Here is a 15,185-nt window from a genome sequence, read left to right on the forward strand (position 1 = left end):
CAGCGGTGCCGGGATACGGGACCGCGCCGGCTCGGTCACCTACGGCATCACTGTCGTCAAGACAGCCAGCAGCAGACAGCCCATGGGGTGCCCATCCGCTGCCCGATCCGATCGGTGGCCGACCCGCCCGCGGCCGGAGCCGTTCCACCGGAGGGCACGAGGCCGCTCACCGTCAGTGCGGCAGGCGCCAGCGTTGATTCGGCTGGATAATGTTGGTCGGTGACCATGCTTGGCGAACGGCTCCAGGGCCTGCGACGGCGCTCATTTGTCGGGCGTGACCGTGAAATCGCGCTGTTCCGGTCCGCGCTGGCTGATTCCGGCCTGTTGTTCGTGCACGGACCGGGCGGGGTGGGCAAGAGTGCCCTGCTCGACATGTTCGCGGACGTCGCGGCGGACGCCGGCCGTTCCGCGGTTCGCGTGGATGCCCGGCATCTGCGGCTCGGTCCGGACGTCTTGCCGGCGCTCGCCGAAGGCGAGGTCCTGCTCATCGATACGTACGAGTTGCTGGAGCCGCTCGATGACTGGGTCCGGGAGCAGTATCTGCCGTCATTGCCCGGCGACGCGCTGGTGGTGATCGCCGGGCGCCGGGCGCCAGGCGCACGCTGGTACGCGGACCCCGCGTGGCGGAACCTGATGCACGAGATCGCCCTCGAGAACCTGCCTCCCCAGGACGGGCGAACGTACCTGACCGCTCAAGGGGTGCCCGAGAAGCTGCGCGACCGGCTGCTGGCCATCAGCCACGGCCATCCCCTCCTGTTGTCGATGCTGGTCGACGCGGTGAACAAGGGGGCCGAACCGTACCGGATCGGCGATGTTCCCTCCGTCGTCGGCGCGCTGCTCGCGCAGACCATCGACCAGGCGCCGAGCCCGCTGCACAGGGCGGCGCTTGAGCTGTGCGCGCACGCGCCCGTCACCACCGAGGACTTGCTGCGCGCGGTGCTCGGCGAAGAAGCCGGAAAACTGTTCGCGTGGCTGCGCACGCTGCCGTTCGTCGACGAGGGCCCGGAGGGCCTGTATCCGCACGACGTGGCTCGTGATGCTCTCGACGCGGATCTGCGCTGGCGCGACGCTGACCGCTATGCCGGACTGGACCGCCAGGTCTCCGCCGCGCTGCGAGCCAGGATCCTTGCCACAGCGGACGAGCGGGAGCAGATCCAGCTGCTGGCAGACATAATCGCGGTCGACGGCGCGCGGTCCAAGGTGGCGACGTGCTCGAATCCGCCGGCGACGATGCAGGCATACGCCGACACCCTGCAGGACGGCGACCGTGCGCTGATCATCGCCATGACCGTCGCGTGGCAGGGGAGAGAGCAGGCCGAGCTGGTCGCCTACTGGCTGGACCGCCGTCCTGGGGCGTTCCGCGTCTTCCGCACCGCATCAGGCGAGCCGCGCGGCTACGTCGCGTGCCTGGAACTGGCCGAAACGGACCTGGGCGTGGATCCAGGAGCAGACGCGATGTGGCGATACGCGCATGCACACGGCGCGCCCCGGGCCGGGGAGCGGGTACGAGCCTGGCGTTTCTTCCTTGACCGTGACCACGGCCAGCTCGCGTCGCCCTCGGTAACCCTGTTCGCCGCCTGCCAGGTCCTCGACGCCCTGACCCGCCACGACACGGCATGGACGCTGGTGGGCGCGTACGCCGACCCCACACTGTGGGCACCTACCATGCACAACCTCGGCTTTGAGCCCGCCGAGGGTGCCGAATACACGATCGGCGGCACGCGGTTCCCGGTCTTCGCGCACGACTGGCGCCGTACCGATGTCGAGGAATGGCTGGAGATCCTCCACGCCCGTCATGCGGGCGCGCTGGCCCCAGCAGCCGACGGCGCCGACAATACGGTGCTCTCGGAGCCGCAATTCGCCGGGGCGGTCCGGTCCGCCCTGCGGGACCTGCACACGCCGAACCTGCTACACGAGAACCCCCTGCTGCGCTCGCGCGTCGTGCGGCAGAGCCAGCGTGACGGGATGACTCCCGCCGAAACCTTGGGAGAACTGCTCCAGACGGCGGTCAGCGTGCTGCCGGCCGACTTGAGGGCCCTGGCGGATCGTACGTTCCTGCACCCGGTCACCACCCAGGAACGCATCGCCCAGGATCTGTACCTGTCATTCAACACCTACCGGCGCCATCGGGACCGGGCGGTCACGAAGATAACCGAGTGGCTGTGGGCGAGAGAGACCGGGCACCGCACGAGCACACGATGACCTTCCCAGGCCCAGCGTCCGTTCTCGGCGAACAGGTCGCTTGCCTCTAACGGCTTGCCACCCGGCCACGTCGGTCGCGCCCTCCGCATCTGGGCTCAAGGCCCGATGCTGGTACCGCTTGACGATGCCTTCCTCAGGAGGACCGTTAACGACCCGGCCGCTTCGCTCGATCAGCCATGGTGGCGTAGGCGGATCGTGCGCTAGGCACGATGGTGCGACCTTGAACACGGTGAGCACTACGCCGGAAGCTTTGACGTCTGAGTCGCGCCCAGGGCTACTCGCTGCCGATCTCCTTGCGAAGCGAAGCGTTGAATGCACGTAGCGCCGTGACGACCTTCTCCTCGCCGTCAGGTGTCTTGGCTCGCCAACATGACCGGGCAAAGGAGTCCGCGTTATCGCGGGTCTCCCGCGTGCAGAGCATGTGGATGACCGCACGGCCCTTCTGGAGTTGCGACTGCCACTCGCGCAACTCGCCCCGTTCCAGGGACTGAAGCCAATCGTTGTTGCCGCTGCGGAGTTCGAAGATGTTACTGCCCGCGCTGATCGTCCAACGCAGGACGTGCGGTTTTGTTCGATTGATCGGGCTTTGATCGGCAGCCCTGACCGCCCCTGGGAATGACGTGTACGCGGTCTGAGAATCGAGCCGACGGCCGGCCGCCGCGCGGCGGCGCACCGCCCACGCTCATTCTCTCTCCGGAAGAAGATCCGATGACGCACGCCCTCGTTTGTCCACAATGCGCCCAGCTCGACCAGGTGCAGAACGCTCAGAGCATCTACGCCGCGCAGAGCGGCGTGACCCATTCCACCGGTGTCGCCGTCGGCGGGGTGATCGGAGCCGGGCCGATGGCCATGGCGGTGACCTCGCACGGAACACAGACGAGCCATCTGGCGATGCGGCTGGCCCCTCCCCCGCCGCCACGCCGCCGGTCGGCGTGGAACTGCGGGGTCGTCCTGATCTTCGCTATTTCCACCGGGATCGGGCTGATCGCCGTGTCCCAACTCTCGGTGAGCGGCCGAGCGGAGCAGGCGGGCGACCGCTGGGGCTACCTGGTGACCTCGGTCGTCGGCTTCGGCCTGGCGATGGCCGTGTACGTCATGGCGTTCGTCCAGGGACGCAGGCTCAAGCGGGGATATGAGGCGTATGCCGCCGTGTGGCCGGCGATGATGCACACCTGGCAGAACGCCATGGTCTGCCTTCGCTGCCACGGCGCCTTCTTCCCGCCCGGCGTCCTGCACTCCTCGCTCGGCCCGAGTCGGCTGATCCCCATTGACGCCTTCCATGCCGCCGTGACCGACATCGGGGCGCACATGGCCGTGGCTCCGTCCGTCGCTCCGGACCGGAGTATCCCGTCGGCGCCGGAAGGCGACTGATCGGCGACGGCTGCGGCACCGGCCCTAAGGATCCTCGTCCGAGACCGCCGACACCGCGGCCCTCGCGGACCACCGGCCCAGGGTCGCGTCGAGGATCTGGGTTCCGGCGGGTGGCGGGCCGGTGGTGTCCCACCAGTGGATGGCGCTGATCTCTCGGTTGGGGACGAAGTCCTCGTGAGGCCTCGCTAGTTCCCACTGCCGGCGGTGGCGGTCGAAGACCAGCAGCAGGCGCGGGCCGTGCCGGACCGCGACGAGCGCGGCGGGCATCGGGGCGCCGGCGGGGGCGCCGAAGGTCCGTGCAGCGGGCAGGAGCGCGGTCAGTGCGTCGCCCGTCCTCTCGTCCAGCGCCAGGACTCGATCCATGCGTTCGCCTTCGCGGCCGGGGACGCGGAGTTCCACTCGACCGCAGTCGCACGGCCGCGGCGGTACAAATTCTGCCCCGCGAATCGGTGAAGCCCGGGGGCGAGCGGCCGTGCGTGGGAATGCCTCGAGTGGTGCGACATTTTCGACATCAAGCCCATACTGGGCGGAGGTGGAAGGCCAGGTCAGGGGGTGGGGAGTCCCGGCCGGTACCGGTTCCGGGCGGCTGTTCGGAATCAGAGACGCGGTCGGGCCCGGGCGCGTACGGTCCTTTGTTTGGGAAGAAGCGAGCCAACGATCGAGGAGCGTCCTTGGACAAGGTTCAGCGACTGCGCGACGTCTCCGACGCCGACGTCGCCGCGTGGCACGAGGTGGTCGCGGCTGCGGTCGCGCACGATTACCCCGGTGAGCCGGCGCCGACGCTCGACCAGGTGCACGGCCATCTGGCCACACCCGGCCTGGGCAGCCGCCACCTGTTGTGGGTCGCCAGGGCGGAGGGCGCCGTGACCGGTGTGGCACGGCTGCGGCTGTTCGAGGGCGCGGGCCGGCGTCATCTCGGGGAGCTCACGCTGCACGTCCATCCCGAGCACCGCCGCCGGGGCGTCGGGACGGCGCTGCTGCGGACGGTGGCGCGGGCGGCGCGGGACGAGCAGCGCCGCACCCTCGTCGTCGAGGCGTCCTCGCAGACGCCGGGCACGTCCTTCCTGGAGGCGAACGGCTTCATCTGCGCGCTGTCCCTCAGCCTGCTGCTGCTCGACGTCGCGGCGGCTCCCGGCGTCGAGGAGATCGTCGGCACCGAGCACCCGGGGTACCACCTGACCCGCTGGCTCGGGGTCGTGCCGGACGAGCTGGCGGAGGCGTTCGCCGAGGCGAAGAGCGCGATGGGCGACATGCCGACGGGGAAGAGGGACTTCGGCACGACGACCTGGGACACCGACCGCGTACGGGACATGGCCGAGGTCGTCGAGAAGCGCGGTGACACGCTGCTGACGGTGGCCGCGCTGAACGGGGACAGGGTCGCGGGGTTCACGGAGCTGGTGATCCCTGTCGGTGACGGCACCCGGGCGATCCAGTACGACACCGCCGTCGTGTCGGCGCATCGCGGCCGGGGGCTGGGGCTGTGGGTGAAGGCGGCCATGCTCGAATGGCTGCGCGCCGAGTGGCCCGCGGTACGTGAGATCGAGACCGACAACGCCGAGGACAACGCGCACATGCTCGCGGTCAACGAACGGCTGGGGTTCCGGCCGCTGCGACAGACCAGGCAGTACCAGTGCGACCCGAGGATGATCCACTAGGCGCGTCCGTCGGCCTCCCGGTTCCGGCGGGTCTACAGTGACGGAGAGTCGAGGAGGCACAGTTGCTGTACTGGTTCATGTACCGGGTGGTCCGCCCGCTGCTCCGGATCGTGTTCCGGCCGGTGGTCGTGGGGCTGGAGAACGTCCCGGAGGATGGCGCGGTCATCCTCGCCAGCAACCACCTGTCGTTCGTGGACAGCGTGCTGATCCCCCTCGTCGTGCCGCGCCGGGTCACGTTCATCGCCAAGGCCGAGTACTTCGAGGGCAAGGGCGCGGCGCGGATCCTGGGCTCGTTCCTGAGCGCGATGGGCCACATCCCCGTGCCGCGTACGGAGCAGCGCGCCGCCGTGGCCGCGCTGGACATCGCGCTGGGCGTCCTGAACAACGGCAACGCCTTCGCGATCTACCCGGAGGGCACGCGGTCCGAGGACGGCCGGCTGTACCGCGGTCACACGGGCGTGGGCTGGCTCGCGCTGAACGCCGGCGCGAGCGTGGTGCCGGTCGCGGTCAAGGGCACCGAGAAGATCATGCCGGTCGGTGCGAAGATCCCGATTCCGCGCCTGCACCGGCCCGGGGTGAAATTCGGCAAGCCGATCGACTACACCGCGTTCGCGGACATGCCGCCGGCCAAGGGCCGCCGGGCGATGGTGGACGAGATCATGAAGGAGATCCAGAAGCTGTCGCGCCAGGAGTACGCCGGCGTGTACAACGAGCGGTCCAAGCAGACGCAGGTCTGACCGCCGGGATCCCCCGAGGCGTCCTCACAGCGGGTGCTCGAACCACACGACCTTGCCCGTCGGGGTGCGCTGGGTGCCCCAGTGCTCGGCGAGCGCGCTGACGAGCTGCAGGCCACGGCCGTTCTCGTCGGTCGTCTCGGCCCGGCGCAGGTGCGGCAGGTCGTAGCCGTCGTCGCGGACCTCGCAGAGGAGGGCGTTCGCGCGGATCAGGCGGAGCCCGAGGTCGCCCGCGCCGTGGACGACGGCGTTGGTGACCAGCTCACTGACCAGCAGCTCGACGGTGGGCACGAGGGCGTGCAGCCCCCACGTCTCCAGGGCCTGGCGGGCGAGGCGGCGGGTCTCGCGGACGACCGCCGGCTCCGCCCTGAGGGTCCAGGCGAAGACGTCCTCCTTGGGGATTCCCTCGAACCGTACGGCCAGCAGCGCGATGTCGTCGTCGTGCCGGCCCGCCGTGCTGAACCCCTCGATGAGCGTCTCGCAGACGTCCTCCAGCGGCCGGGGCGGGCCGGAGAGGAACTCCCGCATCGCGGTGAGCCCGACGTCGAGGGGCCGGCCACGGCGTTCGACCAGGCCGTCGGTGCACAGGACGAACTGACTGCCGTCCTCGACGTCGAAGCTCACCGTCTCGAACGCGACGCCGCCCACGCCGATCGGGGCGCCGGGTGGGACCTCCAGCAGCCAGGACTCCCCGGACGGCGAGACCAGCACGGGAGGCAGGTGCCCGGCGTTGGCGATCTCGCAGCGCCGCGCCACCGGGTCGTACACGGCATAGATGCAGGTCGCGAGGCACTCGTCGCCGAGGCGCCGGGCGAGGTCGTCGAGCTGGCGGAGCAGTTGGTCGGGCGGCAGGTCCTGCGGGGCGAGGGTGCGTACGGCGGTGCGGAGCTGGCCCATGATGGCGGCGGACGTCAGGCCGTGGCCCATGACGTCGCCGACGACGAGGGCGAGCCTGCTGCCGGGCAGCGGGATCGCGTCGAACCAGTCGCCGCCGACCCGTACGGCCTCGTCGGCGGGGACGTAGCGGTAGCAGATCCGCGCGCCGGCGACGACGGGTGGGGCGTCGGGCAGCATGCTGTGCTGCAGTTGCGCCGCGACGCGCGCCTCGCGGCGGTAGAGGCGCCCGTTGTCGACGCACACCGCGGCCCGGCGGCCCAGCTCCTCCGCCACGGCGACCTCCGGCTCGCCGAACGGCGGCCGGTCGCGGCGGCGCAGCAGGAAGATCGTGCCTAAGACCTTGCCGCGCGCGATGAGCGGCGTGACCAGCAGCGCCCGACCGCGCAGCAGGGGCCGCAGGTCGCGGCCGCCGACGTGGGAGGAGATGCGGCGGCTGACGCGGTCGCTGATCCGGGCGACGTTGATGCTCTGCCCCGTGGTCAGGTCGCCGGCGAGCGACGTCCGGGACGGCATCCGGATCACCTCGCCGAGCGGGACGAGGTCGTCCCAGTGGCCGTCCTCCTCGTCGTAGCGCATGGCGACGCGGACGAGGCTGGGCGAGGCGTCCGCCTCGGCCGGGGGCAACTCCTGGTCGGAGACGATCGACTCCAGCAGCTGAACGCCTACGAAGTCGGCGAACGAGGGCACCAGCGCGTCGCACAGGACCTGGGCGGTCTGCACTGGATCGAGCGTGTCGGCGAGGCGGGCGCCGACGTGGTTGAGGAAGTCCAGGCGTTCCTGGGCCGCAAGGTGCTCCAGTGCGTCGGCGGGCGACGGCTCGTACGGCACGGGAACGGCGTCCGCCGGGTCGATCGACACCGGATTGATCTGCGCCGGGTCGGTCGGTGCTGGAACGGTCTGCGCCGGGGCGATCGGCGACGGCGCGGTCGGCCGGACGCGTCTCGCCCTCGGCGCGGTGTCGCGGTGAGCGGCGAACGGCAGGCGCACGGTGACGCTGACGTTCACGGCCGGATAGCCGCGGGCGAGGACCTGGTCGGCGAGCTGCCGGTGGTCGAGGTCCGGCGGCAGCAGTTCCGCGAGGCGGCGCCGGAGCAGCGCGGAGTCGACGGTCGACGACTGTACGAGGGTGGGCTCGACGCGCAGGATGCGGACGCCGCTCGTGGCGGTGAGCGGGGTGGGCGGCGGGGGCGTGATGACGACGTCGCCGAGCGCGAGGCCGTGGCCGTTCTCCCTGATGCGCTGGGCGTCGGTGGCCACGGCCAGTCCACGGGCGTCGCCCTGGCCGGTCAGCGGGTAGACCCACCAGGCGATCTCCCGTAGTGCGCCGTCATCGAGGCGCGAGACCAGGCACACCCCGGTCCAGACGTGGCGCAGTTGCCGATCGCCGAACTCGAACGCGGACCGGTGCTCCTGCGGCAGGTGCAGGAGCGTGCGCAGCGGGCGGCCGGCCACCGCGTCGTACGGGGCGCCGAAGACGTCCTCGGCGGCCGGGTTCCAGCGGAGTACCCGGCCGAGCCCGTCGAACAGGACGACGGCCATCGGGGCGATCCCGAGCAGGTGGCGGTCGAGCAGCCGGGGCGGCAGCCCGGCGGCCGCGAGGCGCGTGGCGGGGCGTTGCCGAGTGACCACGGATGACCCCCTCGTCAGCGAGGATGCAAGACGCACGGCCCCCCGACCCGCGATGCGATCGACGTTACAACCGCCCGCGCGAACGCGCTGCGTTTCCACCCGATTACGTCGCTCAGCGAGGTCGCCGACACGCCAGGTGACCACATGAGGCCGTCCGGTGGTGCCGATCACGACGGAGCACGGCGCGATCGGCCACCGCTGCGGGGGCGATCGGCCACTGCTGCGGGCGCGGTCGTCCCGCCAGGGGCCCGCGATCACGGGTCGCGCGGCCACGCCCTGTGGTTTCGCGCACGCCGCGCACGCCGCACGTTGTGTCCGCCGAAAAAGGGGTAACCACCCTATTCGTCCAGCCAAGGACAGGTCGGCACCGTCGGCGAGCGACGAAGGGAAGGCCCCATGTGGACACGGAGTGTGACGAAGCTCATTTCGCAGCGTGTCGAACTTGCGTTAGACTGACGACTCCGGTAGGCGCCCGCGTGAGAGGCGCCGAGCCTCCTCGCCGGTCGGGCCGACACAGACGTCGGCGGCGCATCGGCGATCAGGCCCGTCCCCTGACGGGCATACATAGCCGACAAGCTGCACGGGAATCTCCGTGTCCGGCGCCTCGAAACCGGCCCCGCACCGTAGCGGGGAGCTCCCCCCGACCAGAGACGGTGATCCGTCCGGGTCAGTACCCCTATGGAGCAGCAAATGACGACTGTGGCGAGCGATGCACGCCGCCAGGACGTCGAGCGATATGAGCGCGACGTCACGCCGCTCATCGACCCGTTGTACGCCAGCGCGGTGCGGATGACGCGCAACCCGGCCGACGCCGAAGATCTCGTCCAGGAGACCCTCGCGAAAGCCTACGTGAACTTCCACCAGTTCAAAGAGGGCACGAACCTCAAGGCGTGGATGCACCGCATCCTCACCAACAACTTCATCAACACCTACCGCAAGAAGCAGCGCGAGCCGCAGCGCGCCGCGACCGAGGAGATCGAGGACTGGCAGCTCGCCCGCGCCGAGTCGCACACGTCCACCGGCCTGCGCTCGGCCGAGCACGAGGCGCTCGACCACCTCCCCGACTCCGACGTGATCAAGGCGCTGCGCGACCTGCCCGTCGAGTTCCGTACGGCGGTGTACCTCGCCGACGTCGAGGGTTACCCCTACAAGGAGATCGCCGAGATGATGGGCACCCCCATCGGCACGGTGATGTCCCGCCTGCACCGCGGCCGCCGTCAGCTCCGCGAACAGCTCAAGCAGTACGCGCCGCGCGTCGCCGTGGTCCGCGCCGCCTGAGCGCGCCGCCCGGAGCGGCCGCGGCGAGGCCGCGGTCGCGCGGGGCCCGTCCGCTCAGAATCCGCCCTGCAGATGCCGGGTCAGCTGCTCGTACCGCTGCCAGCCCTCCTGCTGCCGGCCGTCCCCCAACACGTACCAGACCGCCGGCGACCGGGCGTCCCCGATCCGTTGCGCCGGAATGCCCGGCGCCTCCGAGATCGCCCCGCCGACGGCCATGCCGATCGGCCCGGGCGGCCCCAGCCAGCGCGGGACCGTCGTCAGGTCCGCCCGCCCGTTGCCCAGCTGCGTGAACAGCGAGATCAGGTGCCGCCCGGCGGCGATGCCTCCGAGGAGGCCGGGCAGTTCGGCGACCGGCACGTCCCGTGGATCGGCGTACCCGACGACGATCGTCACCGCCTCCTCCACCACCTCACCCGTCTTCGAGACGAGCAGCGTGCCGACGGCCGGGGTCGCACCCGCGCCGACGATCGTCAGCCAGGTCGCCTCCGCGCCCCGTGACCAGAACAGCTCGCTGAGCCGCTCGCGCCGCCACACGTCGGTGGCGGGCTCCGCCGTTCCCCAGCCGGCGGGCGGCCCGCCGGTCAGCGCGGTGCAGATCTCCTCAGTGGCGGTGCCGATCCCGGTGTCCGAGGTGTACCGCACCCGGAACGTCACCGTCAGCTGCGCGCCGACCGGCTCCGACGGGGCCGTCGTGTACGCGGGCGCGTACGTCCGGGCCTGCGGGTCCGTGACGAAGCCCGCGCCGTCCCACACGAGCGGCACCCCGGACAGGCCGTCGTAATAGCCGCCGTCCGCGCGGACCACCCAGTGGCTGTTCGGGCTGGTGAGCACCAGCCGCAGCGGCACCGTGATCCGTGAGTCCGGCCCGGTGACGATCTGCAGTCCGCGCCGCGTCTCGCTGCAGAGCCGCAGCCCGTCGGCCAGCCACTTCGTGAACCCCACGACGGGGCGGTCCTGAAGGACCACCATGGCGCTCGGGGTCAGCGCGTCCGCCGCCGGCCCGGTCACGGGCCCTCCTTCGTCGGGGGAGTGACCAGACGGACTGCGCCCACGGCTCGCTCGCTCCGCTCACTCACGGGCCCTCCTTCGCCGGGAGAGCGACCAGACGGACTGCGCCCACGGCTCGCTCGCTCCGCTCACTCACGGGCCCTCCTTCGCCGGGAGAGCGACCGGACGCACTGCGCCCACGGCTCGCTCGCTCCGCTCACTCACGGGCCCTCCTTCGCCGGAGGAGTGGCGCTCTCCGGCCACACGGTGCCGCCCTGCCAGTGGACCAGGTCGTCCGCGAACCTCCGGGCGATCCGCGTCGCCTCCGGGACGCCCACCGCCGCGCGCACCTCGACCCACCAGACCGGCCCCCGTACGCGGCCCGCCAACTCCGCGCCCAGCAGCCGCTCGACCTCACCACGGACCTCGACGAGCTGCGGGGTCTCGATGGAGACGGCCAGCCGCCCGCCGGCGTCGTAGAGATGGAAGGCCCCGTCACCGGCGTCGTACGGCTCCAGCGACTCGCCGAACGCGATCATGCCGTCGATGACGGTCGAGATCTCGGGCCGGTGCCGGACCAACGCGACGAAGTCGCTGGTCAAGAACCTCACCTCCTATCGGGGAGTGTCGCGCCTGTCAGGGGTCGTCGTCACGCGGCGATCGCCCGCGCGAACGCCTCGACCGCGATCCGGATGACCGCCGCCCGGGTCTCGTGGCCGATCCGGGCCGACTCGACCGCCGTTCCGGCGGCCAGATGCCGGTCGTACGGGATGTGCACCACCGGCAGTCCGCCCGAGCTGAGCATCTGCGCGGCCCGCGTCAGGTCGGCGTCGACGTGCGGGGTGTGCGTCACGAACGCGATCACCGTACGGGGCAGGAGGTGCTCGTAGCCGTTGTTCGCCTGCCACTCCAGGGCGCCGTGCGCGCTGAGCGCCCCGTCGACCGTGCCGGGCGTCACCATGACCTGGGCGTGGGCCTCGGCCATGATGCCGCGCTGCAGCTCCGCCAGCAGCCCGGCGCCACAGTCGATCACCGACGCGGCGAAGTAACGGCTCATCGCGCCCGCGGCCGTACGGAAGGTGGCGAGATCGAGCTCCCCGGCGATCCGCCCTCCGGCCGTCGCGGACAGCACCCACAGACCGTCCGTGGTCTGGGCGAGGTACCGGGACGCCTCCTCGAACGACCTGGGCTGCGGCGACGACGTCAGGTCGTGCAGCGACAGCCGCGGGCCCACGCCCATCCGCAACGGGAGCGAGCCGAGCCCGGAGTCGGCGTCCACGGCCAGCACACGGTCCTGCCGGTACTGCGCGATCACGGTCGCGGTCAGCCCCGCCACGGTCGTCTTGCCCGCGCCGCCCCGGATGCTGGTGACCACGATCTGCCGGCAGGACGGGACGGGACGGCTCAGCACGGCCGCCACGTCCGTGGCCTTGCGGACGTCGTTCGCGGCGGCGGCCCCCATGGCCCGGCGCACCCCGCGGGACATCCGTCGCACCAGAGGATCGCCGTACGCGGAGCGGCGCACGAGATCCCGAGGAGCGATCGGCCCGCCCGTCACGGGCGGCCCGAGCTGCGTGGGACCGGACGCGGGCGGTGGACCGGACGCCGGTGGGCTCTGCGCCGATCGCCCCGGCGCGGCGCCGGGGTCCTGCTGCCAGGCGTCGGAACCGGCCGGCCAGGCCTCCTGCTGAGTCCCCCAGGACGAGTGGGCGGCCTGGTCCCATCCGGCCTGCTGCTGTGGCGAGTCCCACGATGACGGGCCCGGCCCGCCCTCCGCCGGGAGATCTGGCCATACCGCGGGGGCGTCCTCGTCGCCCTGCCGTCCGGTGTTCTGCGTCCACGGGGGCGGCTGTTCCCGTTCCGCCTGCGGCGGTGTGTCCGGGTCCCCCCACTGTGGCTGCGCGGGCCGGTCCCACGCGGACGGCTGCTCCGGCGGCGTCTGCCCCCACTGCGCCGGCGGCGCCTGCTCCGTCTGCGGCGGTGCCTGCTCCGTCTGCGGCGGGAACTGCGCCCACTGCGCCCGCTCCGCCTGCGGCACCCCCTGGTCCCGGTCCGGCGACGCCTGCTCGGCCTGCGGAGGGAACTGCGCCCACTGCACCGGCGGGGCCTGCTCCGCCTGCGGCGCCCCTTGGCCCCATTGCGCCGGTGGGGCCTGTTCGGCCTGCGGCTGCTCCCATTGTGGCGATGGTGCCTGCTCTGCCTGCGGCGCTCCTTGACCCCACTCCGGCGGCGGTGCCTGCTCCGCCCGCAGCGCTCCCTGGGCCCACTCCGGCGGCGGGGGCGGCTGTTCGGGCTGCGGAGGGAACGGCGCCCACTGCGCCGGTGGCGCCTGCTCCCCCGGTGACGGTGCCTGTCCCCACTGCGCGGGTGGTTCCGGTTCCGCCTGCGGCGGCGTCTGCTCCCATTGGGGCGGGGCTGCCTGACCCCACGCGGGCTCTGGCCTCTGGTCCGCCTGCGGGCCTCGCTCCGCCTGCGGTTGCCGCTCCGCCTGTGGTTGCCGCTCCGGCTCGGGCTGCGGCTCCGGTTCTCGCTGCTGCTCCGGCTCGGGCCGCCGCTCCCGTTCCCGCTGCGGTTGAACGACCGGTGCCGTCGAGTCGCCGGTCGATTCACCGGTGGAGCCGCCGAACGAGACGGCCCGGTCGTCGTGGACGGTTCCGCCGATCACCACCGGGCCGGCGGGGTGGGGCCGGTCACCGGTCGGGAGCTCACCCTCGTCCGGGTCGGCGACGGTGCGCTCGACCGGCGCCACCGGCGGGTCCTGCACCACCGGCGCTTCCGCCGATCCGCCGACCGGGGATTCGCCGACCGGGGATTCGCCGACCGGGGATTCGCCGACCGGGGATTCGAGGACCGCGGCTCCGACGGCCGGGGGCAGGTCCTCGGGCGGGCGCGGATCGTCCTGCCGGGCGGGCGGTGGCGCGGGCGGGGCCTCGGAGACGCCGCCGGCCGCGGCCTGCCTCTCGGCCGCGCGTGGGACGGGGCGGCCGCTCGGGTCGGAGACCATGAGCCCGGCCAGGGGAATACCGAGCTCGGCGAGCACGGTGACCTGCCAGGCATGCTCGGACACCGGTCTCCTCTCGGCGTGAACCGGGCGTATGGGTGCGGAAACGCTATTGATCCTATCGGCGCGGACCCCTTACGGGCGTCGGCTACGGACATGCGGCCCGATTACGGAATGGGATCAGTGCGCTACAGTGAGCGATTGAGCTCCGCTGATCAGGCGGACTTTTCGGGGGGAAAGACAAATGCGAATCATCCTGGCGTTTTCCATCGCCGCCGCCATTCCGGTGGTGTTCTCGGTCTCGGCCGCCGCAGCGCAGGCGAGACCGGCGCCTCCGGCCGCCGGAAGCGGGACGGACGCCGTCCGGCCTCATGCGGGAAGGCACGTCCGGCCCGCGCCGCCCGGCGCGGTGATCCGTGACCTGGGCACCTCCGCGAGCGGCCGGTCGCCGTTCAACGAGCGGATGCCGCCCGCGTCGGGCATCGGGGCTCTGGGATCCGACGCGACGCCGCCGCAGGGCGACGCGGCCGCCCCGGCGGCGCCGTCGGCGGACCCGGCCTCCGGACAGGCCGCAGCCCCGACGTTGCTGACGCTGCGGAGCGCGATGGGCTCGGGCACCCCGCGCACCGTGACGTTGCAGTGCGACCCGGTCGGCGGCACCCACCCGAAGGCCGCCCAGGCGTGCGCGGACCTCGACAAGGCGGGGAACGACCTCACGATCGCCCCCGACCGGAAGAATCCTCGGGCCTGCTTCATGATCTATTCGCCGGTCACAGTGAGCGCGGAAGGGCAGTGGCGCGGCCGGCCCGTCAAGCTCACCGGGCAGTACCCCAACACCTGTGTGCTGCGCGACAAGACCGCCTCGATCTTCGACTTCTGACGATCGAAATAGGACGAACACCCTCGAACTTCCTTCAGCGCTCATCTTCCGCACCGCGCCCGGTCCGGAATAAGACCCGCCTCTGGGGGTAGTCGGCGCATGACGGGCGAAGGGAGTGTTCGCAATGGCGCAGAAGGTACGCGACGTGATGACGCCCGAGCCGGCCGCCCTTCCTCTCGACGCGCCGCTCACCGAGGCGGCCCGGCTGATGCGCGACCAAGGCGTCGGCGGGGTGCTCGTCACGCAGGCGGGCCGGTTGTGCGGACTGCTCACCGACCGCGACATCGTCGTACGCGCCGTAGCGGAGGGACGCGACCTGTACGGCACCCGGCTCGATCAGATCTGCAGCGCCGGTGTGGTGACGATCGGGCCCGACGACGAGACCGAGGTCGCCGTGCGTCTCATGCGCGAGCGAGGCGTACGGCGGCTTCCCGTCGTCGAGGAGGGCAGGGCGGTGGGCATCGTCTCACTCCGGGATGTCGTGACCGGCGACGATCCGGGCGCCCGTGCCGCTCACGGCGGCGAACACCGGGTCGGCTAGGGGGAGCTAC

The 15,185-nt window shown here is 71.8% G+C and carries 13 protein-coding genes; 7 read left to right on the plus strand and 6 right to left on the minus strand.

What is annotated here, in order from left to right:
- Window positions 1-225: 225 nt before the first annotated feature.
- The gene (locus NE234_RS06560) at window positions 226-2,202 is read left to right on the plus strand and encodes an ATP-binding protein (RefSeq protein WP_252778170.1); all 1,977 of its coding nucleotides are present in this window, start codon (window positions 226-228) and stop codon (window positions 2,200-2,202) included.
- Between the two features lie 274 nt (window positions 2,203-2,476).
- Here the strand turns inward: NE234_RS06560 and NE234_RS06565 are convergent, their stop codons facing one another.
- Window positions 2,477-2,875 carry a hypothetical protein gene (locus NE234_RS06565; RefSeq protein ID WP_252777948.1) on the minus strand — a complete coding sequence of 133 codons (399 nt, stop codon included), beginning with the start codon at window positions 2,873-2,875 and terminating at the stop codon, window positions 2,477-2,479.
- Window positions 2,876-2,910: 35 nt separating this feature from the next.
- On the opposite strand from NE234_RS06565, the gene NE234_RS06570 reads away from it, so the two are divergent.
- The gene (locus tag NE234_RS06570; RefSeq protein WP_252777949.1) at window positions 2,911-3,573 is read left to right on the plus strand and encodes a hypothetical protein; all 663 of its coding nucleotides are present in this window, start codon (window positions 2,911-2,913) and stop codon (window positions 3,571-3,573) included.
- Window positions 3,574-3,597: 24 nt separating this feature from the next.
- On the opposite strand, the gene NE234_RS06575 is transcribed toward NE234_RS06570, so the two are convergent.
- On the minus strand, window positions 3,598-3,936 hold the full coding sequence (locus tag NE234_RS06575; protein WP_252777950.1) for a hypothetical protein: 339 nt from the start codon (window positions 3,934-3,936) through the stop codon (window positions 3,598-3,600).
- Window positions 3,937-4,244: 308 nt separating this feature from the next.
- On the opposite strand from NE234_RS06575, the gene NE234_RS06580 reads away from it, so the two are divergent.
- A complete protein-coding gene (locus tag NE234_RS06580) occupies window positions 4,245-5,228 on the plus strand; it encodes a GNAT family N-acetyltransferase (RefSeq protein ID WP_252777951.1) in 984 nt (327 codons plus the stop codon).
- A gap of 62 nt (window positions 5,229-5,290) precedes the next feature.
- Window positions 5,291-5,965 (plus strand): lysophospholipid acyltransferase family protein, encoded by a 675-nt coding sequence (locus NE234_RS06585; protein WP_252777952.1) that lies wholly within the window; start codon window positions 5,291-5,293, stop codon window positions 5,963-5,965.
- 24 nt (window positions 5,966-5,989) lie between these two features.
- On the opposite strand, the gene NE234_RS06590 is transcribed toward NE234_RS06585, so the two are convergent.
- Window positions 5,990-8,488 (minus strand): ATP-binding SpoIIE family protein phosphatase, encoded by a 2,499-nt coding sequence (locus NE234_RS06590; protein ID WP_252777953.1) that lies wholly within the window; start codon window positions 8,486-8,488, stop codon window positions 5,990-5,992.
- Between the two features lie 690 nt (window positions 8,489-9,178).
- Here NE234_RS06590 and NE234_RS06595 point away from each other — a divergent pair.
- Window positions 9,179-9,766 carry a sigma-70 family RNA polymerase sigma factor gene (locus tag NE234_RS06595; protein WP_305886662.1) on the plus strand — a complete coding sequence of 196 codons (588 nt, stop codon included), beginning with the start codon at window positions 9,179-9,181 and terminating at the stop codon, window positions 9,764-9,766.
- A gap of 54 nt (window positions 9,767-9,820) precedes the next feature.
- Here the strand turns inward: NE234_RS06595 and NE234_RS06600 are convergent, their stop codons facing one another.
- The 3 genes from NE234_RS06600 to NE234_RS45205 all read right to left on the minus strand — a co-directional run bounded on the left by NE234_RS06600 (window position 9,821) and on the right by NE234_RS45205 (window position 13,820).
- Window positions 9,821-10,774 (minus strand): DUF6177 family protein, encoded by a 954-nt coding sequence (locus NE234_RS06600; protein ID WP_252777955.1) that lies wholly within the window; start codon window positions 10,772-10,774, stop codon window positions 9,821-9,823.
- Window positions 10,775-10,974: 200 nt separating this feature from the next.
- Entirely contained in the window at window positions 10,975-11,355 is a 381-nt protein-coding gene (locus tag NE234_RS06605; protein WP_252777956.1) for a hypothetical protein, read from the minus strand.
- A 47-nt stretch (window positions 11,356-11,402) separates the two neighbouring features.
- Window positions 11,403-13,820, minus strand: coding sequence for a nucleotide-binding protein (locus NE234_RS45205; RefSeq protein WP_308206849.1), 2,418 nt, complete (start codon window positions 13,818-13,820; stop codon window positions 11,403-11,405).
- A 178-nt stretch (window positions 13,821-13,998) separates the two neighbouring features.
- Here NE234_RS45205 and NE234_RS06615 point away from each other — a divergent pair, with 178 nt between their 5' ends.
- Both NE234_RS06615 and NE234_RS06620 read left to right on the plus strand, forming a co-directional pair.
- Window positions 13,999-14,634, plus strand: coding sequence for an SSI family serine proteinase inhibitor (locus tag NE234_RS06615; RefSeq protein ID WP_252777957.1), 636 nt, complete (start codon window positions 13,999-14,001; stop codon window positions 14,632-14,634).
- A gap of 124 nt (window positions 14,635-14,758) precedes the next feature.
- Window positions 14,759-15,175, plus strand: a complete 417-nt coding sequence (locus NE234_RS06620) for a CBS domain-containing protein (protein ID WP_252777958.1) — start codon at window positions 14,759-14,761, stop codon at window positions 15,173-15,175.
- The last annotated feature ends 10 nt before the right edge of the window (window positions 15,176-15,185 follow it).

Source organism: Actinoallomurus rhizosphaericola, from assembly GCF_024055675.1.
GTDB lineage: Bacteria > Actinomycetota > Actinomycetes > Streptosporangiales > Streptosporangiaceae > Actinoallomurus > Actinoallomurus soli.